Below are 24904 nucleotides of genomic sequence, written 5' to 3'. Positions count from 1 at the left end.
AAACTTGTTCTAGATTAGCGTCCCGGCGTAATCTCGCGGGAATGTGCAGGGAGAAGGGGGCCGTAAGTGACCGCTGAGGCCATGGAGGCGGGCCCCGGAGCGGGCGCGGCCATCGACGGCGACGGACCGTTGCGCATCGCGCTCCTGACGTACAAGGGGAACCCGTTCTGCGGCGGTCAGGGCGTGTACGTACGGCACCTCTCGCGCGAACTCGCCCGTCTCGGCCACCGCGTCGAGGTCATCGGCTCCCAGCCGTACCCCGTCCTGGACGAGGGCCTGCCCGGCCTGAGCCTCACCGAACTGCCCAGCCTCGACCTCTACCGTCAGCCGGACCCCTTCCGCACCCCGGCGCGCGAGGAGTTCCGCGACTGGATCGACGCCGTCGAGGTCGGGACGATGTGGACCGGGGGCTTCCCCGAGCCGCTGACCTTCTCGCTGCGCGCCCGCCGTCATCTGCGGTCCCGGCGGGGAGCGTTCGACGTCGTGCACGACAACCAGACCCTCGGTTACGGGCTGCTGGGAGACGTGGGCGCGCCGCTGGTCACCACGATCCACCACCCCATCACCGTCGACCGGCGGCTGGAGCTGGACGCCGCCGAGGGGCGCCGCCGCCGCGCGTCCGTGCGCCGCTGGTACGCCTTCACGCGGATGCAGAAGCGCGTCGCGCGCCGGCTGCCGTCCGTGCTCACCGTCTCCGGCACCTCGCGCCAGGAGATCGTCGACCACCTGAGCGTCACCCGGGACCGCATCCACGTCGTGCACATCGGCGCCGACACCGACCTCTTCTCGCCCGACCCCGCCGTGCCGCAGGTGCCGGGCCGGATCGTCACGACCTCCAGCGCGGACGTGCCGCTCAAGGGACTCGTCCACCTCGTCGAGGCGCTCGCCAAGGTGCGCACCGAGCACCCCGGCGCCCACCTCGTCGTCGTCGGCAGGCGCGCCGAGGACGGGCCCGTCGCCCAGGCCATCGAGCGGTACGGCCTGGAGCGCGCCGTCGAGTTCGTCAAGGGCATCTCGGACGCCGAACTCGTCGACCTCGTACGGTCGGCCGAAGTCGCCTGCGTGCCCTCCCTGTACGAGGGGTTCTCGCTGCCCGCCGCCGAGGCCATGGCCACCGGTACGCCGCTGGTGGCCACCACCGGCGGCGCCATCCCGGAGGTCGCGGGCCCCGACGGCGAGACCTGCCTGGCGGTGCCGCCCGGCGACGCCGGCGCGCTGGCCGCGAGCCTGAGCAGGCTCCTGGGCGACCCGGACCTGCGCGCGCGCCTCGGCTCCGCCGGACGCGCGCGGGTCCTGGAGCGCTTCACCTGGGCCCGCGCCGCCCAGGGCACGGTCGCCCACTACCGCGAGGCCATCGCCCGCGCCGCCGGCTCCGCCTCTCCTCGCGCCACACCGCGCCCCGCGTCCTCCGCGCCCCGGACCACCGGCTCCGCCGCGGACCAGGCCTTCGGCCGTGGCGGGTCCGTGGCCGCCGGCCTTTCCGCGTCCGTCACCGACGGCCACTCAGCCGCACCGGCCCCTGGCGACTCCGTGTCCCCGGCCGGAGGCCACCCCGTGACTCCCGGCGCCGCCCCCGCAGGCGTCGTCGAAGAAGCAGCTGAAGCTGTCGTACCCAACCGCGAAAGCAGGGCCTCGTGCTGACCGTCGACTTCTCCCGGTTCCCGCTCGCCCCGGGCGACCGCGTACTGGACCTCGGCTGCGGTGCCGGCCGGCACGCGTTCGAGTGCTACCGGCGCGGTGCCCGGGTCGTCGCGCTGGACCAGAACGGCGAGGAGATCCGCGAGGTCGCCAAGTGGTTCGCGGCGATGAAGGAGGCGGGCGAGGCGCCCGAGGGCGCGACCGCCACCGCCATGGAGGGCGACGCGCTCCAACTCCCCTTCCCCGACGATTCGTTCGACGTGGTGATCATCTCCGAGGTGATGGAGCACATCCCCGACGACAAGGGCGTCCTCGCCGAGATGGTCCGGGTGCTCAAGCCCGGCGGCCGGATCGCGATCACCGTCCCGCGCTACGGGCCCGAGAAGGTCTGCTGGGCACTGTCCGACGCCTACCACGAGGTCGAGGGCGGCCACATCCGCATCTACAAGGCGGACGAACTGCTGGGCAGGATGAAGGAGGCCGGACTCAAGCCGTACGGCACCCACCACGCCCACGCCCTGCACAGCCCCTACTGGTGGCTGAAGTGCGCGTTCGGCGTCGACAACGACAAGGCGCTGCCCGTGCGCGCGTACCACAAACTGCTCGTCTGGGACATCATGAAGAAGCCGCTGGCCACCCGGGTCGCGGAGAACGCGCTGAACCCGCTGATCGGCAAGAGCTTCGTGGCGTACGCGACCAAGCCGCACCTGCCCGCCGACTCCGCCGCGGTGGACGCTTCGTGACCACACCCCGTACCGAGCACCTCGTCCTGCCCGGGGTGCTCACCGCCGAGGAGGCCGCCGTCACGGTGCGCGCCATCCTCGGGGCGCAGCGTCCGGACGGCGCCATACCGTGGTTCCGCGGTCACCACCTCGACCCGTGGGACCACACCGAGGCGGCCATGGCGCTGGACGCGGCGGGCGAGCACGAGGCGGCCGAGCGGGCCTACACGTGGCTGGCCCGGCACCAGAACCCGGACGGGTCCTGGTACGCGGCCTACGCGGACGGGGACTTCGAGGACGTCACCGACCGCGGCCGGGAGACCAACTTCTGCGCGTACGTCGCGGTGGGCGTCTGGCACCACTACCTGGCCACCGGCGACGACGCCTTCCTGGACCGGATGTGGCCCTCGGTCTACGCGGCCGTGGAGTTCGTCCTGGGGCTCCAGCAGCCCGGCGGACAGATCGGCTGGAAGCGCGAGGACGACGGTACGGCGACGAACGAGGCGCTGCTGACCGGGAGTTCGTCGATCCACCACGCGCTGCGCTGTGCGCTCGCCATCGCCGACCAGCGTGAGGAGCCGCAGCCCGACTGGGAGTTGGCGCTCGGTCTGCTGCGGCACGCGATCCGCCGGCACCCCGAGCGATTCCTCGACAAGGACCGCTACTCGATGGACTGGTACTACCCGGTGCTCGGCGGCGCGCTGACGGGCGTCGAGGCCAAGTCCCGGATAGCCGAGGGCTGGGAGCGCTTCGTGGTGCCCGGGCTCGGCGTGCGCTGTGTCGTGCCGAACCCGTGGGTGACCGGCGGTGAGTCGGCCGAACTCGCCCTGGCCCTGTGGGCGGTGGGCGAGTCCGACCGTGCTCTGGAGATTCTCCAGTCCATCCAGCACCTGCGCGATCCGAGGACCGGCCTGTACTGGACGGGCTACGTCTTCGACGCCCGGGCGATCTGGCCCGAGGAGCTGACCACCTGGACGGCGGGTTCGCTCCTGCTCGCCGTCGCCGCGCTGGGCGGCGACGAGCCGACCTGCGCCGTCTTCGGCGGCGAGCGACTGCCGCGGGGACTCGACGCGGAGTGCTGCTAGGGCGTGTTGCGAAAGTCCCGTCGTCCGCCCGGGGCAGGCGGGACCTTCGTAACACGCCCTAGCAGCGCCGCACCGGCCCGGCCGGGCTCAGTGGCGGTGCATGCGGTTGGCGATGGCGTGGCCGATGAAGAGGTAGACGACGGCGGCGAGACCGTAGCCCGCGACGACGCGCGCCCATGCCTCGTCGAAGGTGAACAGGTCACGGGACCAGCCCGCGAGCCAGCTCGCCAGGTTGTGGACGAACTGGACCAGGTCGTTGGCCCGATTTGCGTCCAGCAGATACATGAGGATCCACAGGCCCAGGATGAGGGCCATCACGTCGGCGACGATCGCGATGACCGTGCCCGCCTGGTTGGAGCCGTTGCGATATCGAGGGGACATGCCGTCCGTGTTGCCGCGTATTCAGGGTTGAAACCCGTACGGGTTTCGCCCAAGTGGCGTAATGCACGGAGCCGGGTGAGGCTGCTGTAAGAGCCGTGTTCTTCCCGCATCCGGGGAGAACCGTTCCCCCACCCCGGAGGACCCCGTGCCTGTATCGATACGGCGCCTCATCGTGGCGCTCACTCTTTCCTGTGCTCTGGTCGCCGGTGCCACCGCCTGCTCCAGCAGCGGCAGCAGTGCCACCAAGGACACCGCGGCCGTCGCGGCGGCGGCCGCGGCCCCGTCCCCGAGCACCACCGCCGAGAAGCAGAGGCTCTCGAAGACCCGCTTCGTGGCCAACGCGAGCCTCGCGGCCGGAGCCACCTACCAGTGGATCGTGAAGCCCTGGAAGGCCGGAAAGTTCAAGAAGGGCGTGAAGGGACGCAAGCTCGCCCTCATCAAGGCGGGCGTCGCGGGCGCCTTCGCGTACAACAGGCTCAAGGCGGCGAGCAAGAACGCCAAGGGCGACCCGACCCTGTCCAAGGCGATCGGCCCGCTGACCGCGGGCATCGAAGCCCTGAAGAGCCTGCCCGCCAAGCTGCGCAAGGGCAAGTCGACCGACTCCACCGTGGGTTCCTTCGACGACATCATCAACCAGGTGAAGGACGCCGGTAAGAGCGCGGGCGCCAACGTCACCGACAAGGTGCCGTCGGGCTCCCAGCTGACCCACGGCTGAAGCCCCTTCCCTGACGGGACGTTCACGACATGCCCTGGTTGAGCTCCGCCAGGACGCGGAGCGAGTGAGGGTCCGGCGACAGCGCCAGCAGGTCTGTCACCGGTCCCTTGCGCCACAGTTCGAGCCGTTCGGCGATGCGCTCCCGCGGTCCGACCAGTGAGATCTCGTCGGCGAAGGCGTCCGGCACGGCGAGCACCGCCTCCTGGCGGCGGCCGGCGAGGAACAGCTCCTGGATGAGCCGCGCCTCCTCCTCGTAGCCCATGCGGGCCATCAGGTCGGCGTGGAAGTTGCGCGCCGAGTGCCCCATGCCGCCGATGTAGAAGCCGAGCATCGCCTTGACGGGCAGCAGCCCCTCGGCGACGTCGTCGCAGACACGGACCTGGGCCATGGGCGCGACGAGGAACGGGGCCGCGCCCGCGCGGGCGTCACCCAGCTCCGCCAGCGCCGCCTCGTACGCCTGCGGGCGGGTGGGCGCCCAGTACAGCGGCAGCCATCCGTCCGCGATCCTGGTCGTCTGCGCGATGTTCTTCGGCCCCTCGGCACCGAGCAGGACGGGCAGGTCGGCACGGAGGGGGTGGGTGATCGGCCGCAGCGCCTTGCCGAGACCCGTGCCGTCGGCGCCCCGGTAGGGATGGGAGTGGAAACGACCGTCGAGTCGCACGGGTCCCTCGCGTCTGAGGACCTGGCGTACGACGTCCACGTACTCGCGGGTCGCGGTCAGCGGGGACTTCGGGAAGGGACGCCCGTACCAGCCCTCCACCACCTGTGGCCCGGACAGGCCGAGACCGAGCATCATCCGGCCGCCCGAGAGATGGTCCAGAGTGAGCGCGTGCATCGCGGTCGTGGTAGGCGAGCGGGCCGCCATCTGCGCGACCGCCGTGCCGAGGCGGATACGGGTGGTCTGCGCCGCGATCCAGGTCAGCGGGGTGAAGGCGTCCGAGCCCCAGGACTCGGCCGTCCACACGGAGTGGTAGCCGAGCCGTTCCGCCTCCAGTGCCAGCGACAGGTGGTCCGCGGAGGGGCCGCGCCCCCAGTAGCCGAGTGCGAGGCCGAGCCGCATGTCCCCTCCAGGCGCCATATTCTGACGCATCGTCAGCTCTGTGCAACCGTCAGGCGACTGTACGGCAACGGCCCCCCGCCCGAAAGGGCGAGGGGCCGCGGCGAAGCGGGCGCGCGCGTCAGCCGCGCTGGATCCCCGACATGTCCTGCAGCACACCGCGGCGGCCGTCCTGCGTCTGCGCCACCAGGTGCTGGCCGCGCTGTTCCACGGCCAGGTACCAGGTGCCCGGCGCGAGCTCGGCGATCGGCGCCGTCGAACCGTCCTCCGAGAACAGCGGACGCGGCACCGGCACGGCGAACCAGAACGGCGAGAAGTCCCCGGCGGGCTGCTGTGCCTGCGGGGCCGGCGCCTGCTGCGGCTGGCTCGGCTGCGCGCCGCCGAACGACTGCCCCTGCTGCGGCTGACCGGCGTAGGGCTGACCCGGCTGCTGGGCACCCGGGTACCCGTAACCACCCTGCGGCTGACCGCCGTAGGGCTGGGGCGTGACGGGCTTCGGGGCGGGCACGAGGCCGACCTGGAGCGCGGGGACGAGAGGGGTGGCGATCGCGGCGGCCGCCATGACGAGGGTCGCGATGAGGGCGAGGAAGAGGCCGATGCCGGGGCCCACACCGCCGCCCGCGCCCTGGATGTTGTTGAAGCCGCCCAACGGGTCGAAGACGTTCCCGAGCGCGCTCCACGCGGCGAAGACGGTGAGGGCGACACCGAACGGGCCGAGGTCGAGTCCGGCGACCTTGGGCACCCGCGGCAGGGCACGGGAGGCGACGACCAGGCCGGCTCCGATGATGCCGGCCAGGAGCACGCTCAGTACGAAGGGGCCGCTCGCCCAGGTGCTGGGGCTGTCGATGGGTACCTTGTGCCCGTCGACGGGGGACGTGACGTCGTCGATCGAAAAGATGGCGAGGAACGACGCGATGAACAGCAGTACCGCTGCTCCGATCACCACGCCGTCGCCTCGAGTGAGGGAGCGGATATTCACTTCAGGTCCTTCGTCAGTCGTCTCGTCGTCGGTGGAGGCGTCGCTGACACCATGTCGCCGTCAGGCCCTGGTGTGAAGCGCCGGGGCGGCCCCACATCGTAAAGGCGACACTATCGCCCGTTTGATCGGGGTGTCCGGAAGGTGTGACCCGCCGGTCACTACCCGCGCAGGAAACTCACGATTCCCTCAGAGATCCCACGCGCCGCCTTCTGCCGCCACGCGCCGCTGGTCAGCAACGCCGCGTCCTTGCTATCGCGCATGTTGCCGCACTCGATGAACACCTTGGGAACCGTTGACAGATTGAGACCGCCGAGATCGCTGCGGACGTCCAGTCCGGTGCCGCCGCCGATGTAGTTGGAGGGCGCGCTTCCGGTGGCGCGGACGAAGTTGCCCGCGATGCGCTCACCCAGATCGCGCGACCGGGCGACGATGGGCCGGGTGTCGGCCGAGCCCGAGTGGACGGACGCGGGGAGGATGACGTGGAAGCCGCGGTTGCCGGCCACGGAGCCGTCCGCGTGGACGGAGACGACGGCGTCGGCGTGCGCCTCGTTGCCGATCCGGGCCCGCTCGTCGACGCAGGGGCCCCAGGGGCGGTCGCCGTCCTGGGTGAACTTCACCGTGGCGCCCTCCTGTTGGAGGAGCGTGCGCAGCCGCCGGGCCACGTCGAGGGTGAACCGGGCTTCTGTGTAACCCGCGTTGGTCGACGTGCCGGTGGTGTCGCACTCCTTGGAGTTCGTGCCGATGTTCACCTTGCGGTTGATGTCGGCCGTGTGCCCGAAGTTGCCCGGGTTGTGTCCCGGGTCGACGACCACGACCTTGCCCTTGAGCGGGCCGGAGCCGGCGGCGCCGCCCGCGGTGGAGGGACCGGATCGGGTGGAGGACCCGGAGGGAGACGGGCTCTGGCGCCGCCCGTCGTCCGTCCCGGACGCCGACGGTGTCCGGGACGCGGCGGCCCCGGAGGACGCGGACGTCGGAGAGCTGGACGAGGACACGGCGGCCCCTGAGGGACCGCCCGAGTCACCCACCGCCTGCCACACCAGCCATCCGACCAGTGTGCCCAGCACCAGCGCGGCGAGCGTCACGGTCATCGGCCCGCGCCCGGGGCGGCGCGGCTGGGGAGGATCGAAGTCAGGGCCTACGTACGACACGTCTGCGACTCTAACCGCGACCTCGGATCCCTGCTCCCGTTCGGCGCAGGACGCGCAGCGAGTCGGTCGCCGAGATCTCCGTGAACGCGCCGGACTCCAGGGCCCGGAGGTAGACGCGGTACGGGGCCTGGCCGGTGAACTCGTCGGCCGGGTCCGGGAACACGTCGTGGATCACCAGCAGGCCGCCCTCGGCCACATGGGGAGCCCAGCCCTCGTAGTCGCCGGACGCGTGCTCGTCGGTGTGACCGCCGTCGATGAAGACGAGACCGAGCGGGGTCCCCCAGAAGGCGGCGATCTGCGGTGAGCGGCCGACGATCGCGACCACCTGGTCCTCCAGGCCGGCCCCGTGGAGGGTGCGGCGGAAGGTGGGCAGGGTGTCCATCCGGCCGACCTCGGGGTCGACCGTGGACGGGTCGTGGTACTCCCACCCGGGCTGCTGTTCCTCGCTGCCCCGGTGATGGTCGACCGTGATCGCCGTGACCCCGGCCGCGCGCGCCGCGTCGGCCAGCAGGATCGTGGAGCGCCCGCAGTAGGTGCCGACCTCCAGCAGGGGCAGCCCGAGCCGGCCCGCCTCGACGGCGGCGTCGTACAGCGCCAGGCCCTCGTCCAGCGGCATGAACCCCTTGGCGGCCTCGAAGGCGGCGAGGGTCTCCGGCTTGGGTGCCGCGGGCATGGGGTCCTCCAGCTGATACCGGCCCCTCTTGTACGGGCCCGTGAGCGCCCCATGCTGCACCACACCCCCGTCGCGGGGGCGACGGGGGTGGGCTGTCGTGCGCGGGACCCCGGCGGCGGGACCGGTGGTGCCTGGGCCGCCGGGCGCGTTCCGGTGGGACCGGCCCCGGTGGGACCGGCCCGCTCGGATCTACGCGGGGACCGTCTCGGCGGGCAGGGCGAGGTCCAGGTCGACCGGACGGTCGTCGCCGGAGTGCGTCGCCGAGGAGGCGAGCGGGCCGTGGCCCGCGGCCCTGGCGGCGAGGACGTACGCGCCCTGGGCCGGCACGGCCAGCACGTAGCTGCCGTCCTCCCCGGAGAGCGTGGCGCCCGCCTGCCGGCCGCGCCGGTCGATCAGGGTGACCTTGGCGCGGGCGACGGGGTCGCCGTCGGTGGTCAGGACCCGGCCGCGGAAGCCGCCGAGCACCTCGTGGGCCCGCTCCAGCGCGGCGTCCTCGGCGCTGCTGGCGAGCAGCTGCGGCTTGGTCGCCTGGCGCTGGCGGGGCAGGAAGAGCGCCATGACCAGACCGACCGCCACCGCGCCCGTCGCGATCATGAAGGAGACGCGGAACCCGTGCATGGTCGGGACCGCGACACCGCCGACGTCGCTCGCCGTGTTCGCGAGCACCATGCCGATGACGGCGCTGGACACCGACGTGCCGATCGAGCGCATCAGCGTGTTGAGGCCGTTGGCCGCGCCCGTCTCCGAGGCCGGGACGGAGCCGACGATCAGCGCGGGCAGCGAGGAGTAGGCGAGGCCGATGCCCGCGCCCAGGACCACCGCGATGACGATGGTCTGCCAGGCGGCGCTCATCAGGCCGAGGCCCGCGCCGTAGCCGATCCCGATGATCAGCATGCCGAGGATCAGCGTGACCTTGGGGCCGTACTTGGCGGAGATCCGGGCGTAGACCGGCGCGGTGAACATCATCGTCAGGCCGAGCGGCGCCACGCACAGGCCCGCGACCACCATCGACTGGCCGAGGCCGTAACCGGTGGCCTTCGGCAGCTGGAGGAGCTGCGGCAGGACGAGGGAGACGACGTAGAAGGAGACACCGACCATGATCGAGGCGAGGTTGGTGAAGAGCACCGAGCGGCGGACGGTGGTGCGCAGGTCGACCAGCGGCGCCTTCACGCGCAGCTCCATCACACCCCACAGCACGAGCACGACGGCCGACGCGGCGAACAGGCCGAGCGTGGTGCCCGAGCTCCAGCCCCAGTCGCTGCCCTTGGTGATCGGCAGCAGGAAGAGCACGAGGCCCGCGGACAGGCCTATCGCCCCCAGCACGTCGAAGGTCCCCTCGGCGCGCATCGGGGACTCCGGCACGGCGACGAGGGTCAGCACGATCGAGACGACGCCGAGTCCGGCGGCGAGGAAGAACAGGGAGTGCCAGTCGGCGTGCTGCGCGACGAGGGCCGCGACCGGCAGCGCGAGACCGCCGCCGACGCCGATCGAGGAGCTCATCAGGGCCATCGCCGAGCCGAGCTTCTCGCGGGGCAGCATGTCCCGCATCAGGCCGATGCCGAGCGGGATGGCGCCCATCGCGAAGCCCTGCAGCGCGCGGCCGGCGATCATCACGAGCAGGTCGCTGGTGAACCCGGCGATCAGTGAGCCGACGACCATCACGGACAGGCTCATGAGCAGCATGCGCCGCTTGCCGAAGAGGTCACCGAGCCGGCCCATGATCGGGGTGGCGACGGCTCCCGCGAGCAGCGTCGAGGTCATGACCCAGGTGGCGTTGCTGGGGGCGGTGCCCAGCAGCTCCGGCAGGTCCTTGATGACCGGGACGAGCAGGGTCTGCATCACCGCGACAACGATGCCCGCGAAGGCCAGCACCGGCACGACCGCAGCACTGGTCCTCCGGGCGGGCTGTTGGGTCGTCGTGTGCGTCATTGCGTGGGGCCTCCAGGCCGGGAGAGGAAAGCAAGGGGAGAACGATCCGTGCGGGAATCCGTGCGGGAGTCGGTGCGGATACGTGCAAGGTGAACCCGGTGCGCCGGGGCAACTATTCCGATGCTTCGGCGTACTAACGAAAACTTGACCTTCTCGTGAGGATCTGAACGTCCGTCAGACCTGGCGCCCCGATAGAACGTGTTCTAGTCTGACGCGCACCGCGAGGCTGGGGGTGCCGTGAAGGCGTATGTCGCCGGGGTCGGGATGACCCGTTTCGAGAAGCCGGAGACCCGCGAGTGGCAGTACTGGGACATGGCGAAGGAGGCGGGCACCCGTGCCCTGCGGGACGCGGGCGTCGCGTACTCCGACGTCCGGCAGGTGCCCGTCGGCCACTGCTTCCAGGCCTCCACCGCGGGACAGCGGGCCGCCTACGAGCTGGGCCTGACCGGCGTGCCCGTCTACAACGTCAACAACAACTGCGCCACCGGGGCGAGCGCGCTGATGCTGGCGCGGCAGTTCGTCGAGGGCGGGATCTCGGACTGCGTCCTGGCACTGGGGTTCGAGAAGATGAAGCGCGGGGCGCTGGGCGGTGGCGCCGACGGCGGGGACTTCGCGACCTCTCCGGTGGCCCGGCACTACGGGATCATGGCCGCCCGGCACGGCTTCGAGATGTCCCCGCCCACCGCGCAGATCTTCGGTGACGCGGCGCGCGAGCACATGGAGAGGTACGGGACCACCGAGGCGCAGCTCGCCGCGGTCGGCGCCAAGAACCACCGGCACTCGGCCCACAACCCGTACGCCCAGTTCCAGGACGTGTACGGGGTCGACGAGGTCCTCGCCTCCCGGGCCGTGCACCGGCCGCTGACGAAACTCCAGTGCTCACCCACCTCCGACGGCGCCGCCGCGGCCGTCGTCGTGTCCGAGCGGTTCGTCGAGGAGCGCGGGCTGGGCGGCAGGGCCGTGGAGATCGTCGCGCAGGCGATGACCACGGACACCGAGGAGTCCTTCGCCTCCGGGTCGTGCATCGACGTCGTGGGGCAGCCCATGTCCCGGGAGGCCGCACGCCAGGTCTACGAGCGCGCGGGGCTCGGCATCCAGGACGTGGACGTCGTGGAACTGCACGACTGCTTCTCGATCAACGAGCTGCTGACGTACGAGGCGCTGGGCATGTGCGGCGAGGGGGAGTCCGGCAAGCTCGTCGAATCGGGGGCCACCACCTACGGCGGCCGGTGGGTGGTGAACCCGTCCGGCGGCCTGATCTCGAAGGGGCACCCGCTGGGCGCGACCGGGATCGCCCAGGTGGCCGAGCTGGTCTGGCAGCTGCGGGGCGAGGCCGGCGAACGGCAGGTCGCGGGCGCGCGGGTCGGCCTCGCCCACAACATCGGGCTCGGCGGGGCGGCCGTGGTCACGCTGCTGCGGGCGGCGCACGGCTGAACCGGGACCGGGCGGTGTCGTACGTACCCGTCCGGCGTCCGGCGCCCCGTGCGCGGCACGCACCGGAGGCGCCGGCGCCCGTGGTGACCGCCTCCGCCCGGGAGGACGGCCGCCCGGACCCCGGGGGCGAGGCGGGCCCCGCCTCGCGCGCCCCGCCGGGGGCCGCGTGCGGTCCCGTCTCGTACGGTGTGCACCCGTGAGGTCCCGCGGCGCGGTGGTGATCCCGCGGGTCCTGCCGGTCCCGCCGGTCGCGCCGGGCCACCGTTCAAGATCTCCGGCCCCGGAGGCAACGAAAACCGGTGCTCGTGGACTCCTTTGAACATCTAGGAGGTGCCCATGGGGGATCGGATACACGCCCGGGACGAGGAGTTCCAGGGCTTCGTCGTCGGCCGCTGGCCGCGGCTGCTGCGTACGGCGTTCCTCCTCACGGGGGAGCAGCACGCGGCCGAGGACCTGGTCCAGTCGACGCTGGAACAGGTGTACGTGGCCTGGCGCAGGGTCGACACGGCCGACGACCCGGACGCGTACGTCCGGCGCGTGATGATCAACGCGCATGCCCGCAGACACCGGCGGCGCCTCAAGGAGTTCCTGGCGCCGAAGGACGACTCGGGCCTGACGTACGAGGTTCCCGAGGGCGCCGACCGGATGGCCCAGGCCGACGACCGCAGTGCCCTGCTGAAGGCCCTCGCCCAGCTGCCGCCGCGCCAGCGCGAGGCGGTGGTCCTGCGGTACTGGGAGGACCTGAGCGAAGCACGGGTGGCGGAGGCGATGGGCTGTTCGGTGGGCGCGGTGAAGAGCAACGCGGCGAAGGGGATCGCGAAGCTCCGCGCCGTACCGGGACTGGCCGACATGGTGACGTACGGAGGGCGGAAGTGATGAACGCGGACCGGGACACCGACCACGGCATGACGCACGGGGACATCGCCCTGCTGCTGGCCGCGGCCGCGGACGAGGTGAGGATCGGACCGGCCCCCTGCCAGGCGCTGGTCCGCGGCGGCCGGCGCCGCAGGGCCCGCCACTGGGCGCTGGCCACGACCGCCGCCCTGGTGGTCGCCGGCTCGACGGGGACGCTGGCGCTGGCCGGGACGGCGGACGACGGCGCGAAGCGGGTCGCGCCGGCCGCGACGCGCCCGCCGGCGAGCGACGAACGGCATCTGTACGAGCCGCGGAGCAGCGACCTGGCCAGGGGGACCGACCACGGCAGGAAGTGGAAGGTGGTCGTCTCCGTGTGGGGAGCGCCCCGCGACCGGACGGAGGCGCGGCGGCAGATGGACGCCATGGCCGGGGCCGGGTTCGGGAATCCGGGGGTGGAGCCGCCGACCGCCGCCGGACTCGTCGGCAGGAGCGCGTACTTCGTGCGCCTGACCGTGGACGGCAGGACGTCGACCAAGGTGCGGGGGGTGTTCGACAGGCGCGACACCCTGTCGGGCCGGGAGGTGTGGTCCGCCGCGCTGCCGCTGGAGATCAGGAGGACGACGCCGAGGGGGTCCGGCGAACGGCTCGTGATCGGCCGGGTCTCCACGACCGCCCAGGAGGTCACCTGCACCTGGGACGACGCCACGACGACCAAGGCGTACCGGCCCGCCCCGGGGACGGGCATCGCCGGGGACTTCGAGGACCTGATCCGTCCGGCGGACGGTTCGCCGTCCGACTGGTTCGTCTGCCTGGGACCGGAGGGCAGGACCTTCAGGGCGGCGGCGGTGACGAAGTAGCGGCGGGAGCCGCGTGGCGACGCGGGCGGCCGCCGGTCAGAGCCACCCCTGCTGACGGGCCTCCCGCATCGCCTCCATGCGGTTGCGGGTGCCGGTCTTGCCGATCGCGGAGGACAGGTAGTTGCGGACCGTCGACTCGGAGAGGTGGAGCCTGCCCGCGATGTCGGCGACGGTGGCGCCGTCCACCGAGGCCTTCAGCACGTCGCACTCGCGGGCCGTGAGCGGACTGGGCCCGGCGCTCAGCGCGGCGGCGGCCAGCGCCGGGTCGATGACCCGCTCGCCGGTCAGCACCCGCCGGATGGCCTCGGCCAGTTCCTCCACGGGGCCGTCCTTGACCAGGAACCCCGCGGCGCCCGCCTCCATGGCGCGGCGCAGATACCCGGGCCGTCCGAAGGTGGTGAGGATCAACACACGGCAGTCCGGGGCCTGCCGGCGCAGTTCGGCGGCGGCGTCCAGGCCGCTGATGCCCGGCAGTTCGATGTCCAGCAGGGCCACGTCCGGGCGGTGCAGCAGCGCGGCGTCCACGATCGCGTCGCCCGACGCGACCTGTGCCACGACCTCCAGGTCCTCCTCCATGCCGAGCAGCAGGGCGAGCGCCCCGCGCATCATTCCCTGGTCCTCGGCGAGCAGGACCCGCACACACTTCACCGGCCGGTGATCCCTGGGCATCTCGTCCACGGGCCCAGCGTAGGCCCGCGGCAGCGTCATGTCCCGGACGGGCGAGGTGAGATGGGGGGTCACCGCGCCCTGGGCGCCTTGGACAGCGGCGGCTCCGCCGGGTCCGCGGCGGGCGGGACCTCCGCCGGACGTTCCCCCTCCGCGGGGGCGCCCGCCGCGGGGAGGCCGTCCCCCGTGGGCGGTTCGCCCTCCGCCGGGAGTTCGCCCTCGACGGGCAGTTCGGCCGTGACCGTGAAGCCGCCGCGCGGGGACGGGCCGGCCCGCAGGGACCCGCCGGCCGCCGCCAGGCGTTCGGTCAGGCCCTTCAGGCCGGTTCCGCCGATGCCCGGCACCGGCGACGGGGAGAGCACGCCGTCCCCGTCGTCCGCGACCTCCAGGCGGACCCGGTCCGGGGTGCCGGCGACGGTGATCTCACAGCGGGTCGCGCCGCTGTGCCGCAGGACGTTGGTGACCGCCTCGCGCAGCACCCAGCCCAGCAGGGCCTCGGACCGCGGCACGAGGGGCGGCCCCGACTGCCGTACGACCGGGTCGACGCCGACCGCGGACAGCGCGGAGCGGGCCCGGTCCAGCTCGGTGGCCAGACTGCCCTCGCGGTACCCGGTGACCGCCTCGCGGATCTCCGTGAGGGCCTGGCGGCCGACCGACTCGATGTCCGCGACCTGCACCAGGGCCGCCTCCAGATCGCGCGGCGCCAGCCGGCGGGCCGCCTCCGACTTCACCACGATCACGGAGAGCGTGTGGCCGAGCAGGTCGTGCAGATCGCGGGAGAAACGCAGGCGCTCCTTCTCGACGGCACGCCGGGCCAGTTCCTCACGGGCCGCCCGCAGCTCGCGTACCGCCTCGGCGAGCGACAGGATCGCCGCCGTGACCATCGTGGACAGGAAGGTGCCGTACGCGATGTTGATCGCGTCCCAGCCCTCCCGGACGCCCGAGACACCGCCCGCCAGCGCGGCCAGACCGATCCCCGACCTGCCGAGCCAGGGGCCGCGCAGGATCGCCCCCGCCGCGAGACCCAGCAGCGGGAAGAACAGCAGCCAGTTGCCGCCGTAGCCGATGGCGAGACCGCAGGTCAGCACGCCCATCGCGGCGAGCGCCAGGCGGGTGGAGCGGGCCTCGCGCGTCTTCTTCACGAAGGCACGGAACGCGACGTAGATGTACAGGGAGTTGAAGGCGAACAGTCCGACGGCGCCTATCCAGGGGTTCGCGGTCCTGCCCTGGAACAGGTTGGAGAAGGCCCCCATGCCCAGCAGCAGCCAGGGCAGCAGGGCGAACCCGGTCGGCGGCGGCCCCGGATTCTCGGGCGGCGACTCCCCGTTCGCGCGCGCGGCGCGCCGCGCCGCCTTGAACCCCGCCATGTCCGCCCTCCACTGCCGCCGCGACTCCCGCCACGCCTTCATCCGGCGGATCACCACCCGTATCCATGAGCTGTCCGACCACGCCATGTCCGTGCTCCCCGTTCCGCGTTCCTGCCGGGAGGCTTCCCCGCCCCTTGTCCGGACGTCCCCCCGCCGCCGCCCGGACGGGCCGCCGCGGTACGGGCGGACGGCCCGGGTACGGACGCACCGGCGCCCTTCAGGAGGACCGCCCCGCCCTGCGGTACGAGACCACAGCGTACGAACCGAAGGCCAGCAGCCAGGCCACGAGCACCGCGACCGCGCCGAGCGCAGGAGGGCGGCCGTCGGTGACGGACACACCGAGCTCCGCGAAGCGGTTGGCCGGCGTGTACACGGACACCGAGCGCAGCCAGCCGGGGAACAGCGTGATCGGGAACCACAGACCGCCCACCACCGAGAGCCCCAGGTTGCAGGCCATGTTCGCGACGCCGGTGGTCTGCGCGGTCAGCCGGTAGCCGTTGCCGAGGCCGAGCAGCGTGAACGGGACGGAACCGAGCCAGAGCAGCGCCGCGACCGCCGCCCACTGCCAGGCTGCCAGACGCACGCCGTTGACCAGACCGCCCGCCGCCAGCACCGCGGCGATCGCCGGCAGTACCGTCACCGAGCCGGTCAGCGCCCGCCCCAGCACCACCTCGCGCGGTGTCATCGGTGTCACCCGCAGCTGCCGCAGCCAGCCGGTCACCCGGTCCTCCGCGACCCCGCCACCCGTGTTCAGGGCCGAGCCCACCGCCCCGTACGCGGCCATCCCGATCATCGAACCGGTCTTCCAGCCGCCGTCGTCGCCTCCGCCACCGAGGTTGGTGAACAGCAGGTACATCATCACGGGCATCGCGACGCCACCGATCACGAAACCGGTGTCGCGCAGCGTCCGGCGTACTTCCAGCCGCAGGTAGTCCAGCATCACACCGCCTCCAGAGCGGACGAGGTGAGGGCCAGGAACGCGTCGTCCAGGGACGCCGCGGTGACCTCCAGGCCACGGATCGAGCCCCGTCGGGCCAGCGCGACCACCGTCGCGTCCGAGTCGTCCGTCCGCAGGCGCGCCCGGTCCCCGCGCACCTCCACCGACACCACGCCGGGCAGCAGGGTCAGCCCCTGTGTGCCCGCCCCGGCCAGGTCGAACGAGACGAGGTTGCCGCCCACCGACCGCTTGAGCTGCTCACCGGTGCCGTCCGCGACGATCCGCCCCCGGTCGATGACGAGGATCCGGTCCGCGTGCGCGTCCGCCTCGTCCAGGTAGTGCGTGGAGAACAGGACGGTGTGCCCGCGCCGCGCGTACGCCCGCATCGACACCCAGAACGCCTGCCGCGCCTCCACGTCCAGCGCGGCGGTCGGCTCGTCGAGCACGACCAGCGCGGGGTTCCCGGCGAGCGCCACCGCGAACCGCACCCGCTGGGCCTGGCCGCCGGAGAGCCGGTCGGCGCGCCGCCCCGCCAGCTCCGCGATCCCCGCCAGCCGCAGCGCCTCGTCCACCGGCAGCGGCGCCGGATAGCGGCCCGCCACGAAGGAGACCAGCTCGCGGACGGTGACCCGGGGCACCGGCCGCGCCTCCTGGAGCATGGCGCCGACCTGCCCGGCGCGCACCGCCCGCTCCGGGGGTCCGCCGAAGAGCGCGACCGATCCCTCGTCGGGCTCGTTCAGCCCGAGCAGGAGGGAGATCGCCGTCGACTTGCCCGCCCCGTTGCGCCCCAGCAGCGCCACGGTCTCGCCGCGGGCGATCTCCAGATCGATCCCGTCCACGGCGCGCACCGCGCCGAACGCCTTGGCGGCCCCCGTGAAGGACACCGCCGCTTCCGTCCCCGTCGTTCCGGTCATCCCCGTCGTCCGTGTCATGAGGACGACGCTACGAGCCCGGACGGTGGGCCCGGCAGAGGCACTTGTGGGCGATCGGCCGGGACAAATGTCACGGCCGGGCGCTCCCCGGTGCCGTGTCCGGCCCCGCGCCTCGTCCCGGGGCACGCGCCAAGGCCGGTGGTCGAGCCCGGATCTGACATGACGTCAGCAGCCTTCACAACTCAGGGACGCTGGGCTATACAGGGGGTCGCCGTACTGGAACGCGTTCTAGAACAGGCGGGTTCCGAGGCCCCGTGTCGACCTCGGTGCGGCCGACGGTGCGGACGGCCGCATCGAGGTCTTTCGCGCTAGTGATCAGGAGTCCCATGCCCATCGACGCCGCACAGGCCCTCGCCGCCGAACCCCGCATCGGTGAGATCGCCTGGGACCGGAAGGACGTCCAGCTCTACCACCTCGGCGTCGGAGCCGGCGCGAACCCGGACAAGCGGAACCCGGCCACGGACGCCGACGAGCTGCGGTACACCTTCGAGTCCGCGCTGCACGTCCTGCCGAGCTTCGCCACCGTCGCGGGCGCCGGCTCCCCCGGTGTGATCGGCGGTCTGTCCATGCCCGGTGTGGACGTCGACCTGACCCGCGTCCTGCACGGCGGCCAGCGCGTCGCCCTGCACCGCCCGATACCGGCCGAGGGCAGGGCGACGGCCACCGGACGGATCGCCGCCGTGTACGACAAGGGCAAGGCCGCGATCCTGGTCATGCGCACCGAGGTCGCGGACGCCGAGGGACCGTTGTGGACGAACGACGCCCAGATCTTCGTACGGGGAGAGGGCGGCTGGGGCGGCGACCGGGGCCCCTCGGCACGCCTCGACGCACCGGAAGGGCCGCCGGACCGGACCGTCGAGCGCCCGGTCCGTGCGGACCAGGCGCTGCTCTACCGGCTCTCCGGCGACTGGAACCCGCTGCACGCCGACCCCGAGTTCGCCAAACTGGCCGGCTTCGACCGGCCGATCCTGCACGGACTGTGCACCTACGGCATGACGCTGAAGGCGGTCGTCGACACGCTGCTCGGCGGGGACGTGTCCCGCGTCCGCTCTTACACCACCCGTTTCGCCGGTGTCGTGTTCCCCGGCGAGACCCTGCGCATCCGCATGTGGCGCGGACCGGCCCCGGACGGCGGGATCCGGGTGTCCGTGACCGCGGCCGACCGGGACGACGCGCCGGTGCTGGCCGACACCGTCGTCGAACACGCGTGAGCCCAGCCCACCGTCGAGAGGAACCGCACCATGCGCGCAGCCGTACAGCACGAGATCGGCCAAGACAAACTCGACGTCCTCGACGACGTCGAAGCGGTGGGCTTCGGGCCCGGCCGGGTCAGGATCCGGGTCCGGGCCACCGGACTGTGCCACTCGGACCTGTCCGCGATGAGCGGCGTCCTGCCGCAGCCCGCACCGTTCGTGCCCGGTCACGAGGGCGCCGGGGAGATCACCGAGGTGGGCGAGGGCGTCACCGGTCTCAAGCCGGGTGACCGGGTCGTCGTCTGCTGGCTGCCGGCCTGCGGCGCCTGTCCCGCCTGCAAGCGCGGCCAGACCGAGCTGTGCCTGGCCGGGTTCATGAACGCGGGCACCCCCAACTTCAGGCGCTCCGGCCAGGACGTCTTCGGTTTCGCCGGGACCGGCACCTTCGCGGAGGAGATCGTGGTGGACGCGGGTTGCGCCGTGCCCATCCCCGACGACGTCCCCTTCGACATAGCGGCCCTCATCGGCTGCGGCGTCACGACCGGGCTCGGCGCCGCCCTCAACACCGCCGACGTGCAGGCCGGTTCGTCGGTCGCGGTGATCGGCTGCGGCGGCGTCGGCATCTCCGCCATCCAGGGCGCGCGCCTCAAGGGCGCCGCCGAGATCGTCGCCGTCGACCCCGTCGCCTCCCGCCGCGAGGCCGCGCTGCGGTTCGGCGCGACGACGGCGGTCGCTCCGGACGGACTGGCCGACGCCAAGCAGTCGGTGACCGCGGGCGAGGGCTTCGACTACGTCTTCGAGGTCGTCGGCAGGTCGGCCACCGCCCGCACCGCCTACGAGAACACCCGGCGCGGCGGCACCCTCGTGGTCGTCGGCGCGGGCGCCATGGACGACTTCCTCCAGCTCAACATGTTCGAGCTGTTCTTCGACGAGAAGCGCATCCTGCCCTCCATGTACGGCGGCGGCGACGTCCTGCGCTCCTACGAGCGGACCGTCGCCCTGTGGCGCGCGGGCCGCATCGACCTGGAGGGCCTGATCACCCACCGGGTGCCGCTGTCCGGGATCAACGAGGCACTGGACCAGATGCGGACGGGCACCGCCCTGCGCACCTGCATCGAGATCTGACCCCGACCACCGCTGAGGACCCTGATGTCACTGCCACTCGAGGGGCTGACCGCGATCGTCACCGGTGCGGGGCGCGGCCTCGGCCGGGCCGAGGCGCTGGAGCTCGCCGGCCTGGGCGCGTCCGTCGTCGTCAACGACTACGGGCGCCCCGGGCGGGACGGTTCGGGCGCGGCCTCCGCCGCACCCGCCGAGGAGGTCGCCGCCGAGATCCGCGCGGCGGGCGGCCGCGCCCTCGCCCACACCGGCGACGTCGCCGACCACGAACAGGCCCGCGGGCTGGTCGAGTCGGCGGTCGCCGAGTTCGGCCGCCTGGACATCCTGGTCAACAACGCGGGCATCCTGCGCGACCGGATGGTCTTCTCGATGTCCGAGGAGGAGTGGGACTCGGTCATCCGGGTCCACCTCAAGGGCCACTTCAACATGACGCACTTCGCGTCGGCGCACTGGCGGGCGCGGTCCAAGGCGGCGGACGCGCCGGTGTACGGGCGGATCGTCAACACCTCGTCGGAGGCGTTCCTCGCGGGTTCGGCCGGGCAGCCCAACTACGCGGCGGCCAAGGGCGGGATCGTCGGCCTGACCACGTCGACCGCGCTGGCGCTCGCCAGGTACGGGGTGACGGCGAACGTCATCTGCCCGCGCGCCCGGACCCGGATGACGGAGGACGTGTTCGCGGGCTTCCCGCCCCGACGGGCCGGCGCGGCGGCGGGGGAGGGACTCGACCCGCTCGCTCCCGGACATGTCGCCCCGCTCGTCGGCTACTTGGCGTCGCCCGCCGCCGCGCACGTCAACGGGCAACTGCTCGTCGTGCACGGCGGCATGGTGGCGGTCGTCGAACGGCCGCGGGTGGCCGCCAAGTTCGACACCAAGCAGGAGGCCTTCACCTACGACGAACTCGACGCGCTGCTCAGCCCGCACTACGCCGGGCGCCCACGCGGGGAGACGTTCGCGGCGGCCGAGGTCCTGGGGCTGGCGCACGGGTAGCGACCGGCCCACGGGACCGGGACCTGTCCGGGCGCCGTGATCCCGGGCGCGTGGACGGGCTCCCGGTGAATACGGGGGAGACTCCACGGCCGACGAACGGCGGTGCCAAAGCGACGCGACGCGGCACGACACGGCGGCGGCACGACACGGCCCCGCTCACCTCGGGTGAGCGGGGCCGTGTCCTGGTCGGACGTGCCGTCAGGCCGACGTGTCCGGCTGGCCGGACGGCTTGCGGTGCCGGCCGTGCGGCATCGCCTCGTCGTCCTGGCCGGAGACCGGCCCCCGGTGCCTGCCGTGGCCCGTGGCCGACGCCGTGGCGTCCTGGGCGTCGGTGACCGGCGGTTCCATGGTGCTGATGTCGCTCATCTGGTGTTCACCCCGTCAACAAGATCCTTCTTTGTAGCCGGGGGATTCTAACCGGTGGTCATGTCCGGGCCGTGGGCGGGTGACCGGGATGCGCCCCGGCCAGTTCCACCCGCTCCCACCCACCGATCACCCGGTCTCCGGCCCCTCGCCCGGCCCGGGAGACCGGGAAGGCGGGAGCGACCGGGATGATCGGGACGACCGGAACGGCGGGAAGGGCCGGATCGGCCGCGCCGCCGCCGGCCCGTCCCGCCGGGCGGGCGGGCGGAGCGGTCCGGTCGGTCAGGGGCGCCTGCTGAAGCGGGACCGGACGCGCGGCCACCCGGTCCGGGGGGCGGGCGGACTCCGCGTCCACCGGAACGGCGGGGGCCGCCAGCCGCGCCACCCCGCACGGCACCGCCCTCGTGGCGTACGGCAGTCGGAGCACGCCCTCCTCGGTCAACAGGCCCGCCCCCGCCAACCACCCCTCGGGCGCCGGAAGATGGTGGACCTGGCGCTCGACGGGCCGCCACATCCCCACCCAGGTGCCCGCCGGCCCGTCGATCCGCAGCGCCACCGCGCAACGCTCCGGCGTCAGCACCTGCCCCGGCTGGATCGCGAACGGCGTCACCGCGCAGTCCGAGGCGCGCAGGCACTCCGGGAAACGGACCGGCAGCGTGCTCCCCAGCACCCCCCAGCCCAGCCGGGCGTGCCCCGGCGAAGGCGCGTCCGAGCGGATGAGCAGCAGCCCGCTGTCGGCGTCCGCGAGGAGCAACCGGTCGTTGCTGTCCTCGGCGATCTGCAACAGCGGTGACACCTCGCCGCCGCGCTCCAGGTCGACGACGACGGTCTTCGTCCGGCCGCCCTGGAAACGGTCCAGCGCCAGCATGCGTCCCGTGCCGTCCAGCCACACCCCGCCCGAACAGCGGCCCGGGATCTCGGCGAGGTGTTCGGGACCGAAGGCGCCGCCCGCCACCAGCCAGACCGCCGTGGACGCCCGTCCCACGGCGAGGGCGTACGCCCGCTCCCCGTCGGGCGCGGGCGGCAGCAGCCACAGCCGGGAGCCCTCCTCCGCGCACTCCACCGCGCCGAGCGGCAGCTCCCCGGTGCCCGGCCCGGTCGGATACAGCAGCGAGAACGCGTGCCGTCCGGCCGTCACCCGGTGGATCAGCACCCGTCCGTCGGTCATCGGCAGCACCTCGGTGCCGGGCTCCTCCGGCTGGTGCGACGGCAGCGGGACCGCGTACGGCTCGGGGCCGTCCAGCGTCCAGCGCTCCGGGAACCAGCACTCGCCGTCGAGCGCGAGGCGCGCCGCGTAGGTCCCGTCGGCGGTGATCACGCATCCCGGGCGGCCGGCCCGCCCGGTCTCGTGATCGGCGTTCTCCACGTGTTCCGTGTTCTCCGTGCTCTCGTGGTTCTCGTGGTCCGCCGCGGGCTCGGTCGCACAGGCCGTCATCGTTCGGTCACCTCCGGCGACGAAGCTAGTTTTCGTACGCACAGACGCGGGACCGACGCCCGGCCGCTTCACACATAAGGGTGGCCATGTCGCGATTCGCCTGAGGGAACGGGGGCGGGTGTGCTGAGCGGGGTGCGGAGGAGGGGGTGGGGCCGGGGTGACCACGGACCCCGTGCCCGGAGGCGGTCCGCCCGCCCGGTCGGGAGAACCCGCGACCGGTGGGACACGGACGTGGGGCAGGTAGCCTTTGCCCGTGCCCCGTCTGTCTGAAGTCATCGCCGCGCTCGACACCCTCTGGCCGCCCGAGAGGGCCGAGGGATGGGACGCGGTCGGCACCGTCTGCGGCGACCCCGACCAGGAGGTCACGCGGGTCCTGTTCGCGGTCGACCCGGTCCAGGACGTCGTCGACGAGGCGGTGGAACTGGGCGCCGACCTGCTGGTCACCCACCACCCGCTCTATCTGCGCGGGACGACGACGGTCGCGGCCGGCACCTTCAAGGGCCGGGTCGTGCACACCCTCATCAAGAACGACATCGCGCTGCACGTCGCGCACACCAACGCCGACCGGGCCGACCCCGGTGTCTCCGACGCCCTGGCCGGCGCCCTCGACCTCCGTGTCGTACGCCCCCTCGTACCGGACCCGACCGACCCCGAAGGCCGCCGTGGCCTGGGCCGCGTCTGTGAACTGGACCACCCGGTGACCGTCCGCGAGTTCGCCGCGCGCGCCGCCGGGCGGCTGCCGGCCACCGCGCAGGGCATCCGGGTCGCGGGCGACCCCGACGCGCTCGTACGGACCGTCGCGGTCAGCGGCGGCTCCGGCGACAGCCTCTTCGACGACGTGCGTGCCGCGGGCGTCGACGCCTTCCTCACCGCGGACCTGCGCCATCACCCGGCGTCGGAGTTCACGGCGGTCCGCGCCCCCCGTCCTCTCGCGCTGCTCGACGCGGCGCACTGGGCCACCGAGTGGCCCTGGTGCGAGCTGGCCGCCACCCAGCTCGACGAGATCTCCGACCGCCACGGATGGGACCTGCGGGTCCACGTCTCGAAGACGGTCACCGACCCCTGGACCGCCCACGCGGCCTCGAACACCGACACATCTGGAGCCCCCAACTGAACGCCGCGCCCGCCGACCAGATCCGACTCCTCGACGTCCAGGCCCTCGACGTACGCCTGCAGCAGCTGGCGCACAAGCGGAGGTCGCTGCCCGAGCACGCCGAGATCGAGTCGCTGAACAAGGACCTCACGCAGCTGCGCGACCTGCTGGTCGCCGCGCAGACCGAGGAGAGCGACTGCGCCCGCGAGCAGACCAAGGCGGAGCAGGACGTCGACCAGGTGCGCCAGCGCGCCACCCGTGACCAGCAGCGCCTGGACTCGGGCGCCGTGACCTCCCCCAAGGACCTGGAGAACCTGCAGCGCGAGATCGCCTCCCTCGCCAAGCGGCAGGGCGACCTGGAGGACGTCGTCCTGGAGGTCATGGAACGCCGCGAGTCCGCGCAGGAGCGGGTCGCCGAGCTGACCGAGCGGGTCTCCTCCGTCCAGTCGAAGATCGACGACTCGACCGGGCGCCGGGACGCGGCCTTCGAGTCCCTCGACGGTGAGACGGCCACGGTGACGAAGGAGCGCGGCGTCGTCGCGGGTTCGGTCCCGGCCGATCTCCTCAAGCTCTACGACAAGCTGCGCGACCAGCAGGGCGGCGTCGGCGCGGCCCGGCTCTACCAGCGCCGCTGCGAGGGCTGCCGCCTGGAGCTCAACATCACCGAGGTCAACGACGTCAAGGCGGCCTCCCCGGACACCGTGCTGCGCTGCGAGAACTGCCGCCGGATCCTGGTGCGCACGTCCGAGTCCGGCCTGTAGGGGCCGTGGGCGTGCGGGAGTTCATCGTCGAGGCCGACGGCGGTTCCCGGGGCAACCCGGGTCCCGCGGGGTACGGGTCCGTGGTCATCGACGCGGCCACCGGGGAGACGCTGGCGGAGGCGGCCGAGTACATCGGCTTCGCCACCAACAACGTCGCCGAGTACCGCGGCCTGGTGGCCGGACTGACGGCGGCCCGCGAGCTGGACCCGACCGCCACGGTCCGGGTCCGGATGGACTCCAAGCTCGTCGTCGAGCAGATGTCCGGCCGCTGGAAGATCAAGCACCCGGACATGAAGCCGCTGGCCGCCGAGGCCGCCCGGATCCTGCCGCCCGCGCAGGTCACCTACGAGTGGATCCCGCGCGAACGGAACAAGCACGCCGACCGCCTGGCCAACGAGGCCATGGACGCGGGGAAGCGGGGCGAGCAGTGGTCGCCGTCGGGGTCGACGGCGGAACTGGACGCGAGGGCGACGAGGCCCGCGGCGCCGGAGCCGTCGGGCCCGCCCGGGGACGCGGCGGCGGGCGCGGCGAAGGCCCGCGCGGCCCTGCGGACGCCCCGCGAGGGGCGCGGGGTACCG

Annotated in this window: 25 protein-coding genes; 13 read left to right on the top strand and 12 right to left on the bottom strand. The window is 73.0% G+C overall.

The annotated features are described in order from the left end of the window. Positions 1 to 66 precede the first annotated feature (66 nt). From ACFV2J_RS19795 to ACFV2J_RS19785, 3 genes are read left to right on the top strand one after another with little or no spacing between them, the layout of a single operon-like run. Positions 67 to 1641, top strand: a complete 1575-nt coding sequence (locus tag ACFV2J_RS19795) for a glycosyltransferase (RefSeq protein WP_385439761.1) — start codon at positions 67 to 69, stop codon at positions 1639 to 1641. After that, positions 1635 to 2381 carry a class I SAM-dependent methyltransferase gene (locus tag ACFV2J_RS19790; protein WP_385091634.1) on the top strand — a complete coding sequence of 249 codons (747 nt, stop codon included), beginning with the start codon at positions 1635 to 1637 and terminating at the stop codon, positions 2379 to 2381. Before ACFV2J_RS19795 ends, ACFV2J_RS19790 begins: the two co-directional genes overlap by 7 nt. Continuing rightward, positions 2378 to 3445, top strand: coding sequence for a prenyltransferase/squalene oxidase repeat-containing protein (locus ACFV2J_RS19785; RefSeq protein ID WP_385439758.1), 1068 nt, complete (start codon positions 2378 to 2380; stop codon positions 3443 to 3445). The genes ACFV2J_RS19790 and ACFV2J_RS19785 overlap by 4 nt, the downstream gene beginning before the upstream one ends. Before the next feature lie 87 nt (positions 3446 to 3532). Here the strand turns inward: ACFV2J_RS19785 and ACFV2J_RS19780 are convergent, their stop codons facing one another. Further along, positions 3533 to 3826: a hypothetical protein gene (locus tag ACFV2J_RS19780; RefSeq protein WP_153290868.1), complete on the bottom strand. Its 294-nt coding sequence runs from the start codon at positions 3824 to 3826 to the stop codon at positions 3533 to 3535. 145 nt (positions 3827 to 3971) lie between these two features. Here ACFV2J_RS19780 and ACFV2J_RS19775 point away from each other — a divergent pair, with 145 nt between their 5' ends. Further along, on the top strand, positions 3972 to 4541 hold the full coding sequence (locus tag ACFV2J_RS19775; RefSeq protein ID WP_385093345.1) for a hypothetical protein: 570 nt from the start codon (positions 3972 to 3974) through the stop codon (positions 4539 to 4541). A 22-nt stretch (positions 4542 to 4563) separates the two neighbouring features. On the opposite strand, the gene ACFV2J_RS19770 is transcribed toward ACFV2J_RS19775, so the two are convergent. The 5 genes from ACFV2J_RS19770 to ACFV2J_RS19750 form a co-directional block, all read right to left on the bottom strand. Continuing rightward, positions 4564 to 5601 carry an LLM class F420-dependent oxidoreductase gene (locus tag ACFV2J_RS19770; protein ID WP_385093348.1) on the bottom strand — a complete coding sequence of 346 codons (1038 nt, stop codon included), beginning with the start codon at positions 5599 to 5601 and terminating at the stop codon, positions 4564 to 4566. A 118-nt stretch (positions 5602 to 5719) separates the two neighbouring features. Further along, positions 5720 to 6577, bottom strand: a complete 858-nt coding sequence (locus ACFV2J_RS19765; RefSeq protein WP_385093351.1) for a hypothetical protein — start codon at positions 6575 to 6577, stop codon at positions 5720 to 5722. A 158-nt stretch (positions 6578 to 6735) separates the two neighbouring features. Continuing rightward, complete coding sequence (locus tag ACFV2J_RS19760; protein ID WP_385093354.1) at positions 6736 to 7725, bottom strand: N-acetylmuramoyl-L-alanine amidase; 990 nt, start codon at positions 7723 to 7725, stop codon at positions 6736 to 6738. Between the two features lie 10 nt (positions 7726 to 7735). Then, the gene (locus ACFV2J_RS19755; protein ID WP_385093357.1) at positions 7736 to 8398 is read right to left on the bottom strand and encodes a class I SAM-dependent methyltransferase; all 663 of its coding nucleotides are present in this window, start codon (positions 8396 to 8398) and stop codon (positions 7736 to 7738) included. 189 nt (positions 8399 to 8587) lie between these two features. Beyond that, positions 8588 to 10327, bottom strand: coding sequence for an MFS transporter (locus ACFV2J_RS19750; RefSeq protein WP_385439751.1), 1740 nt, complete (start codon positions 10325 to 10327; stop codon positions 8588 to 8590). Between the two features lie 237 nt (positions 10328 to 10564). Between ACFV2J_RS19750 and ACFV2J_RS19745 the strand changes: the two genes are divergently transcribed. From ACFV2J_RS19745 to ACFV2J_RS19735, 3 genes are all read left to right on the top strand, one after another. After that, positions 10565 to 11761 carry a lipid-transfer protein gene (locus tag ACFV2J_RS19745; RefSeq protein WP_385093363.1) on the top strand — a complete coding sequence of 399 codons (1197 nt, stop codon included), beginning with the start codon at positions 10565 to 10567 and terminating at the stop codon, positions 11759 to 11761. 336 nt (positions 11762 to 12097) lie between these two features. Then, entirely contained in the window at positions 12098 to 12637 is a 540-nt protein-coding gene (locus ACFV2J_RS19740) for a SigE family RNA polymerase sigma factor (protein WP_385093481.1), read from the top strand. Beyond that, positions 12637 to 13473 carry a hypothetical protein gene (locus tag ACFV2J_RS19735; RefSeq protein WP_385439746.1) on the top strand — a complete coding sequence of 279 codons (837 nt, stop codon included), beginning with the start codon at positions 12637 to 12639 and terminating at the stop codon, positions 13471 to 13473. The genes ACFV2J_RS19740 and ACFV2J_RS19735 overlap by 1 nt, the downstream gene beginning before the upstream one ends. 36 nt (positions 13474 to 13509) lie before the next feature. Here the strand turns inward: ACFV2J_RS19735 and ACFV2J_RS19730 are convergent, their stop codons facing one another. From ACFV2J_RS19730 to ACFV2J_RS19715, 4 genes are all read right to left on the bottom strand, one after another. Continuing rightward, positions 13510 to 14142 carry a response regulator gene (locus ACFV2J_RS19730; protein WP_385093489.1) on the bottom strand — a complete coding sequence of 211 codons (633 nt, stop codon included), beginning with the start codon at positions 14140 to 14142 and terminating at the stop codon, positions 13510 to 13512. 68 nt (positions 14143 to 14210) lie between these two features. After that, positions 14211 to 15548 carry a sensor histidine kinase gene (locus ACFV2J_RS19725; RefSeq protein ID WP_385093486.1) on the bottom strand — a complete coding sequence of 446 codons (1338 nt, stop codon included), beginning with the start codon at positions 15546 to 15548 and terminating at the stop codon, positions 14211 to 14213. 175 nt (positions 15549 to 15723) lie between these two features. Then, positions 15724 to 16446 (bottom strand): ABC transporter permease, encoded by a 723-nt coding sequence (locus tag ACFV2J_RS19720; protein ID WP_385093476.1) that lies wholly within the window; start codon positions 16444 to 16446, stop codon positions 15724 to 15726. After that, positions 16446 to 17357: an ATP-binding cassette domain-containing protein gene (locus ACFV2J_RS19715; RefSeq protein WP_385439803.1), complete on the bottom strand. Its 912-nt coding sequence runs from the start codon at positions 17355 to 17357 to the stop codon at positions 16446 to 16448. Before ACFV2J_RS19715 ends, ACFV2J_RS19720 begins: the two co-directional genes overlap by 1 nt. Positions 17358 to 17701: 344 nt before the next feature. Here ACFV2J_RS19715 and ACFV2J_RS19710 point away from each other — a divergent pair, with 344 nt between their 5' ends. Genes ACFV2J_RS19710 through ACFV2J_RS19700 form a run of 3 tightly spaced genes read left to right on the top strand, consistent with a single transcriptional unit; the run spans position 17702 to position 20674 of the window. Beyond that, the gene (locus tag ACFV2J_RS19710) at positions 17702 to 18586 is read left to right on the top strand and encodes a MaoC/PaaZ C-terminal domain-containing protein (RefSeq protein WP_385439744.1); all 885 of its coding nucleotides are present in this window, start codon (positions 17702 to 17704) and stop codon (positions 18584 to 18586) included. Between the two features lie 30 nt (positions 18587 to 18616). Then, the gene (locus ACFV2J_RS19705; protein ID WP_385439741.1) at positions 18617 to 19693 is read left to right on the top strand and encodes a Zn-dependent alcohol dehydrogenase; all 1077 of its coding nucleotides are present in this window, start codon (positions 18617 to 18619) and stop codon (positions 19691 to 19693) included. Between the two features lie 24 nt (positions 19694 to 19717). Next, a complete protein-coding gene (locus ACFV2J_RS19700; protein WP_385439739.1) occupies positions 19718 to 20674 on the top strand; it encodes a 3-oxoacyl-ACP reductase in 957 nt (318 codons plus the stop codon). A gap of 198 nt (positions 20675 to 20872) precedes the next feature. Here the strand turns inward: ACFV2J_RS19700 and ACFV2J_RS19695 are convergent, their stop codons facing one another. Continuing rightward, positions 20873 to 21040, bottom strand: coding sequence for a hypothetical protein (locus ACFV2J_RS19695; protein ID WP_385096070.1), 168 nt, complete (start codon positions 21038 to 21040; stop codon positions 20873 to 20875). Between the two features lie 58 nt (positions 21041 to 21098). Beyond that, on the bottom strand, positions 21099 to 22472 hold the full coding sequence (locus tag ACFV2J_RS19690) for a hypothetical protein (protein ID WP_385439737.1): 1374 nt from the start codon (positions 22470 to 22472) through the stop codon (positions 21099 to 21101). A 253-nt stretch (positions 22473 to 22725) separates the two neighbouring features. Here ACFV2J_RS19690 and ACFV2J_RS19685 point away from each other — a divergent pair, with 253 nt between their 5' ends. From ACFV2J_RS19685 to ACFV2J_RS19675, 3 genes are all read left to right on the top strand, one after another. After that, positions 22726 to 23586, top strand: a complete 861-nt coding sequence (locus tag ACFV2J_RS19685) for a Nif3-like dinuclear metal center hexameric protein (protein WP_385096064.1) — start codon at positions 22726 to 22728, stop codon at positions 23584 to 23586. Further along, positions 23583 to 24326: a zinc ribbon domain-containing protein gene (locus ACFV2J_RS19680; protein WP_385096075.1), complete on the top strand. Its 744-nt coding sequence runs from the start codon at positions 23583 to 23585 to the stop codon at positions 24324 to 24326. The genes ACFV2J_RS19685 and ACFV2J_RS19680 overlap by 4 nt, the downstream gene beginning before the upstream one ends. An 11-nt stretch (positions 24327 to 24337) precedes the next feature. Then, on the top strand, positions 24338 to 24904 hold a 567-nt coding region (locus ACFV2J_RS19675; protein ID WP_385439734.1), incomplete at its 3' end, for a reverse transcriptase-like protein.

The sequence above is a fragment of the Streptomyces sp. NPDC059668 genome (genome assembly GCF_042734135.1).
In the GTDB taxonomy this organism is placed as follows: Bacteria; Actinomycetota; Actinomycetes; order Streptomycetales; family Streptomycetaceae; genus Streptomyces.
Note: the sequence above shows the minus strand (reverse complement) of the source record. Positions and strands in the feature narration are given on the sequence as shown.

Excerpts from the sequence above, each read along its gene's own strand:
- ACFV2J_RS19780 (WP_153290868.1), bottom strand. The coding sequence starts at position 3,826 with ATGTCCCCTCGATATCGCAACGGCTCCAACCAGGCGGGCACGGTCATC.
- ACFV2J_RS19770 (WP_385093348.1), bottom strand. The coding sequence starts at position 5,601 with ATGCGGCTCGGCCTCGCACTCGGCTACTGGGGGCGCGGCCCCTCCGCG.
- ACFV2J_RS19755 (WP_385093357.1), bottom strand. The coding sequence starts at position 8,398 with ATGCCCGCGGCACCCAAGCCGGAGACCCTCGCCGCCTTCGAGGCCGCC.
- ACFV2J_RS19750 (WP_385439751.1), bottom strand. The coding sequence starts at position 10,327 with ATGACGCACACGACGACCCAACAGCCCGCCCGGAGGACCAGTGCTGCG.
- ACFV2J_RS19740 (WP_385093481.1), top strand. The coding sequence starts at position 12,098 with ATGGGGGATCGGATACACGCCCGGGACGAGGAGTTCCAGGGCTTCGTC.
- ACFV2J_RS19735 (WP_385439746.1), top strand. The coding sequence starts at position 12,637 with ATGAACGCGGACCGGGACACCGACCACGGCATGACGCACGGGGACATC.
- ACFV2J_RS19730 (WP_385093489.1), bottom strand. The coding sequence starts at position 14,142 with ATGCCCAGGGATCACCGGCCGGTGAAGTGTGTGCGGGTCCTGCTCGCC.
- ACFV2J_RS19725 (WP_385093486.1), bottom strand. The coding sequence starts at position 15,548 with ATGAAGGCGTGGCGGGAGTCGCGGCGGCAGTGGAGGGCGGACATGGCG.
- ACFV2J_RS19720 (WP_385093476.1), bottom strand. The coding sequence starts at position 16,446 with ATGCTGGACTACCTGCGGCTGGAAGTACGCCGGACGCTGCGCGACACC.
- ACFV2J_RS19715 (WP_385439803.1), bottom strand. The coding sequence starts at position 17,357 with ATGACCGGAACGACGGGGACGGAAGCGGCGGTGTCCTTCACGGGGGCC.
- ACFV2J_RS19710 (WP_385439744.1), top strand. The coding sequence starts at position 17,702 with ATGCCCATCGACGCCGCACAGGCCCTCGCCGCCGAACCCCGCATCGGT.
- ACFV2J_RS19705 (WP_385439741.1), top strand. The coding sequence starts at position 18,617 with ATGCGCGCAGCCGTACAGCACGAGATCGGCCAAGACAAACTCGACGTC.
- ACFV2J_RS19700 (WP_385439739.1), top strand. The coding sequence starts at position 19,718 with ATGTCACTGCCACTCGAGGGGCTGACCGCGATCGTCACCGGTGCGGGG.
- ACFV2J_RS19695 (WP_385096070.1), bottom strand. The coding sequence starts at position 21,040 with ATGAGCGACATCAGCACCATGGAACCGCCGGTCACCGACGCCCAGGAC.
- ACFV2J_RS19690 (WP_385439737.1), bottom strand. The coding sequence starts at position 22,472 with ATGACGGCCTGTGCGACCGAGCCCGCGGCGGACCACGAGAACCACGAG.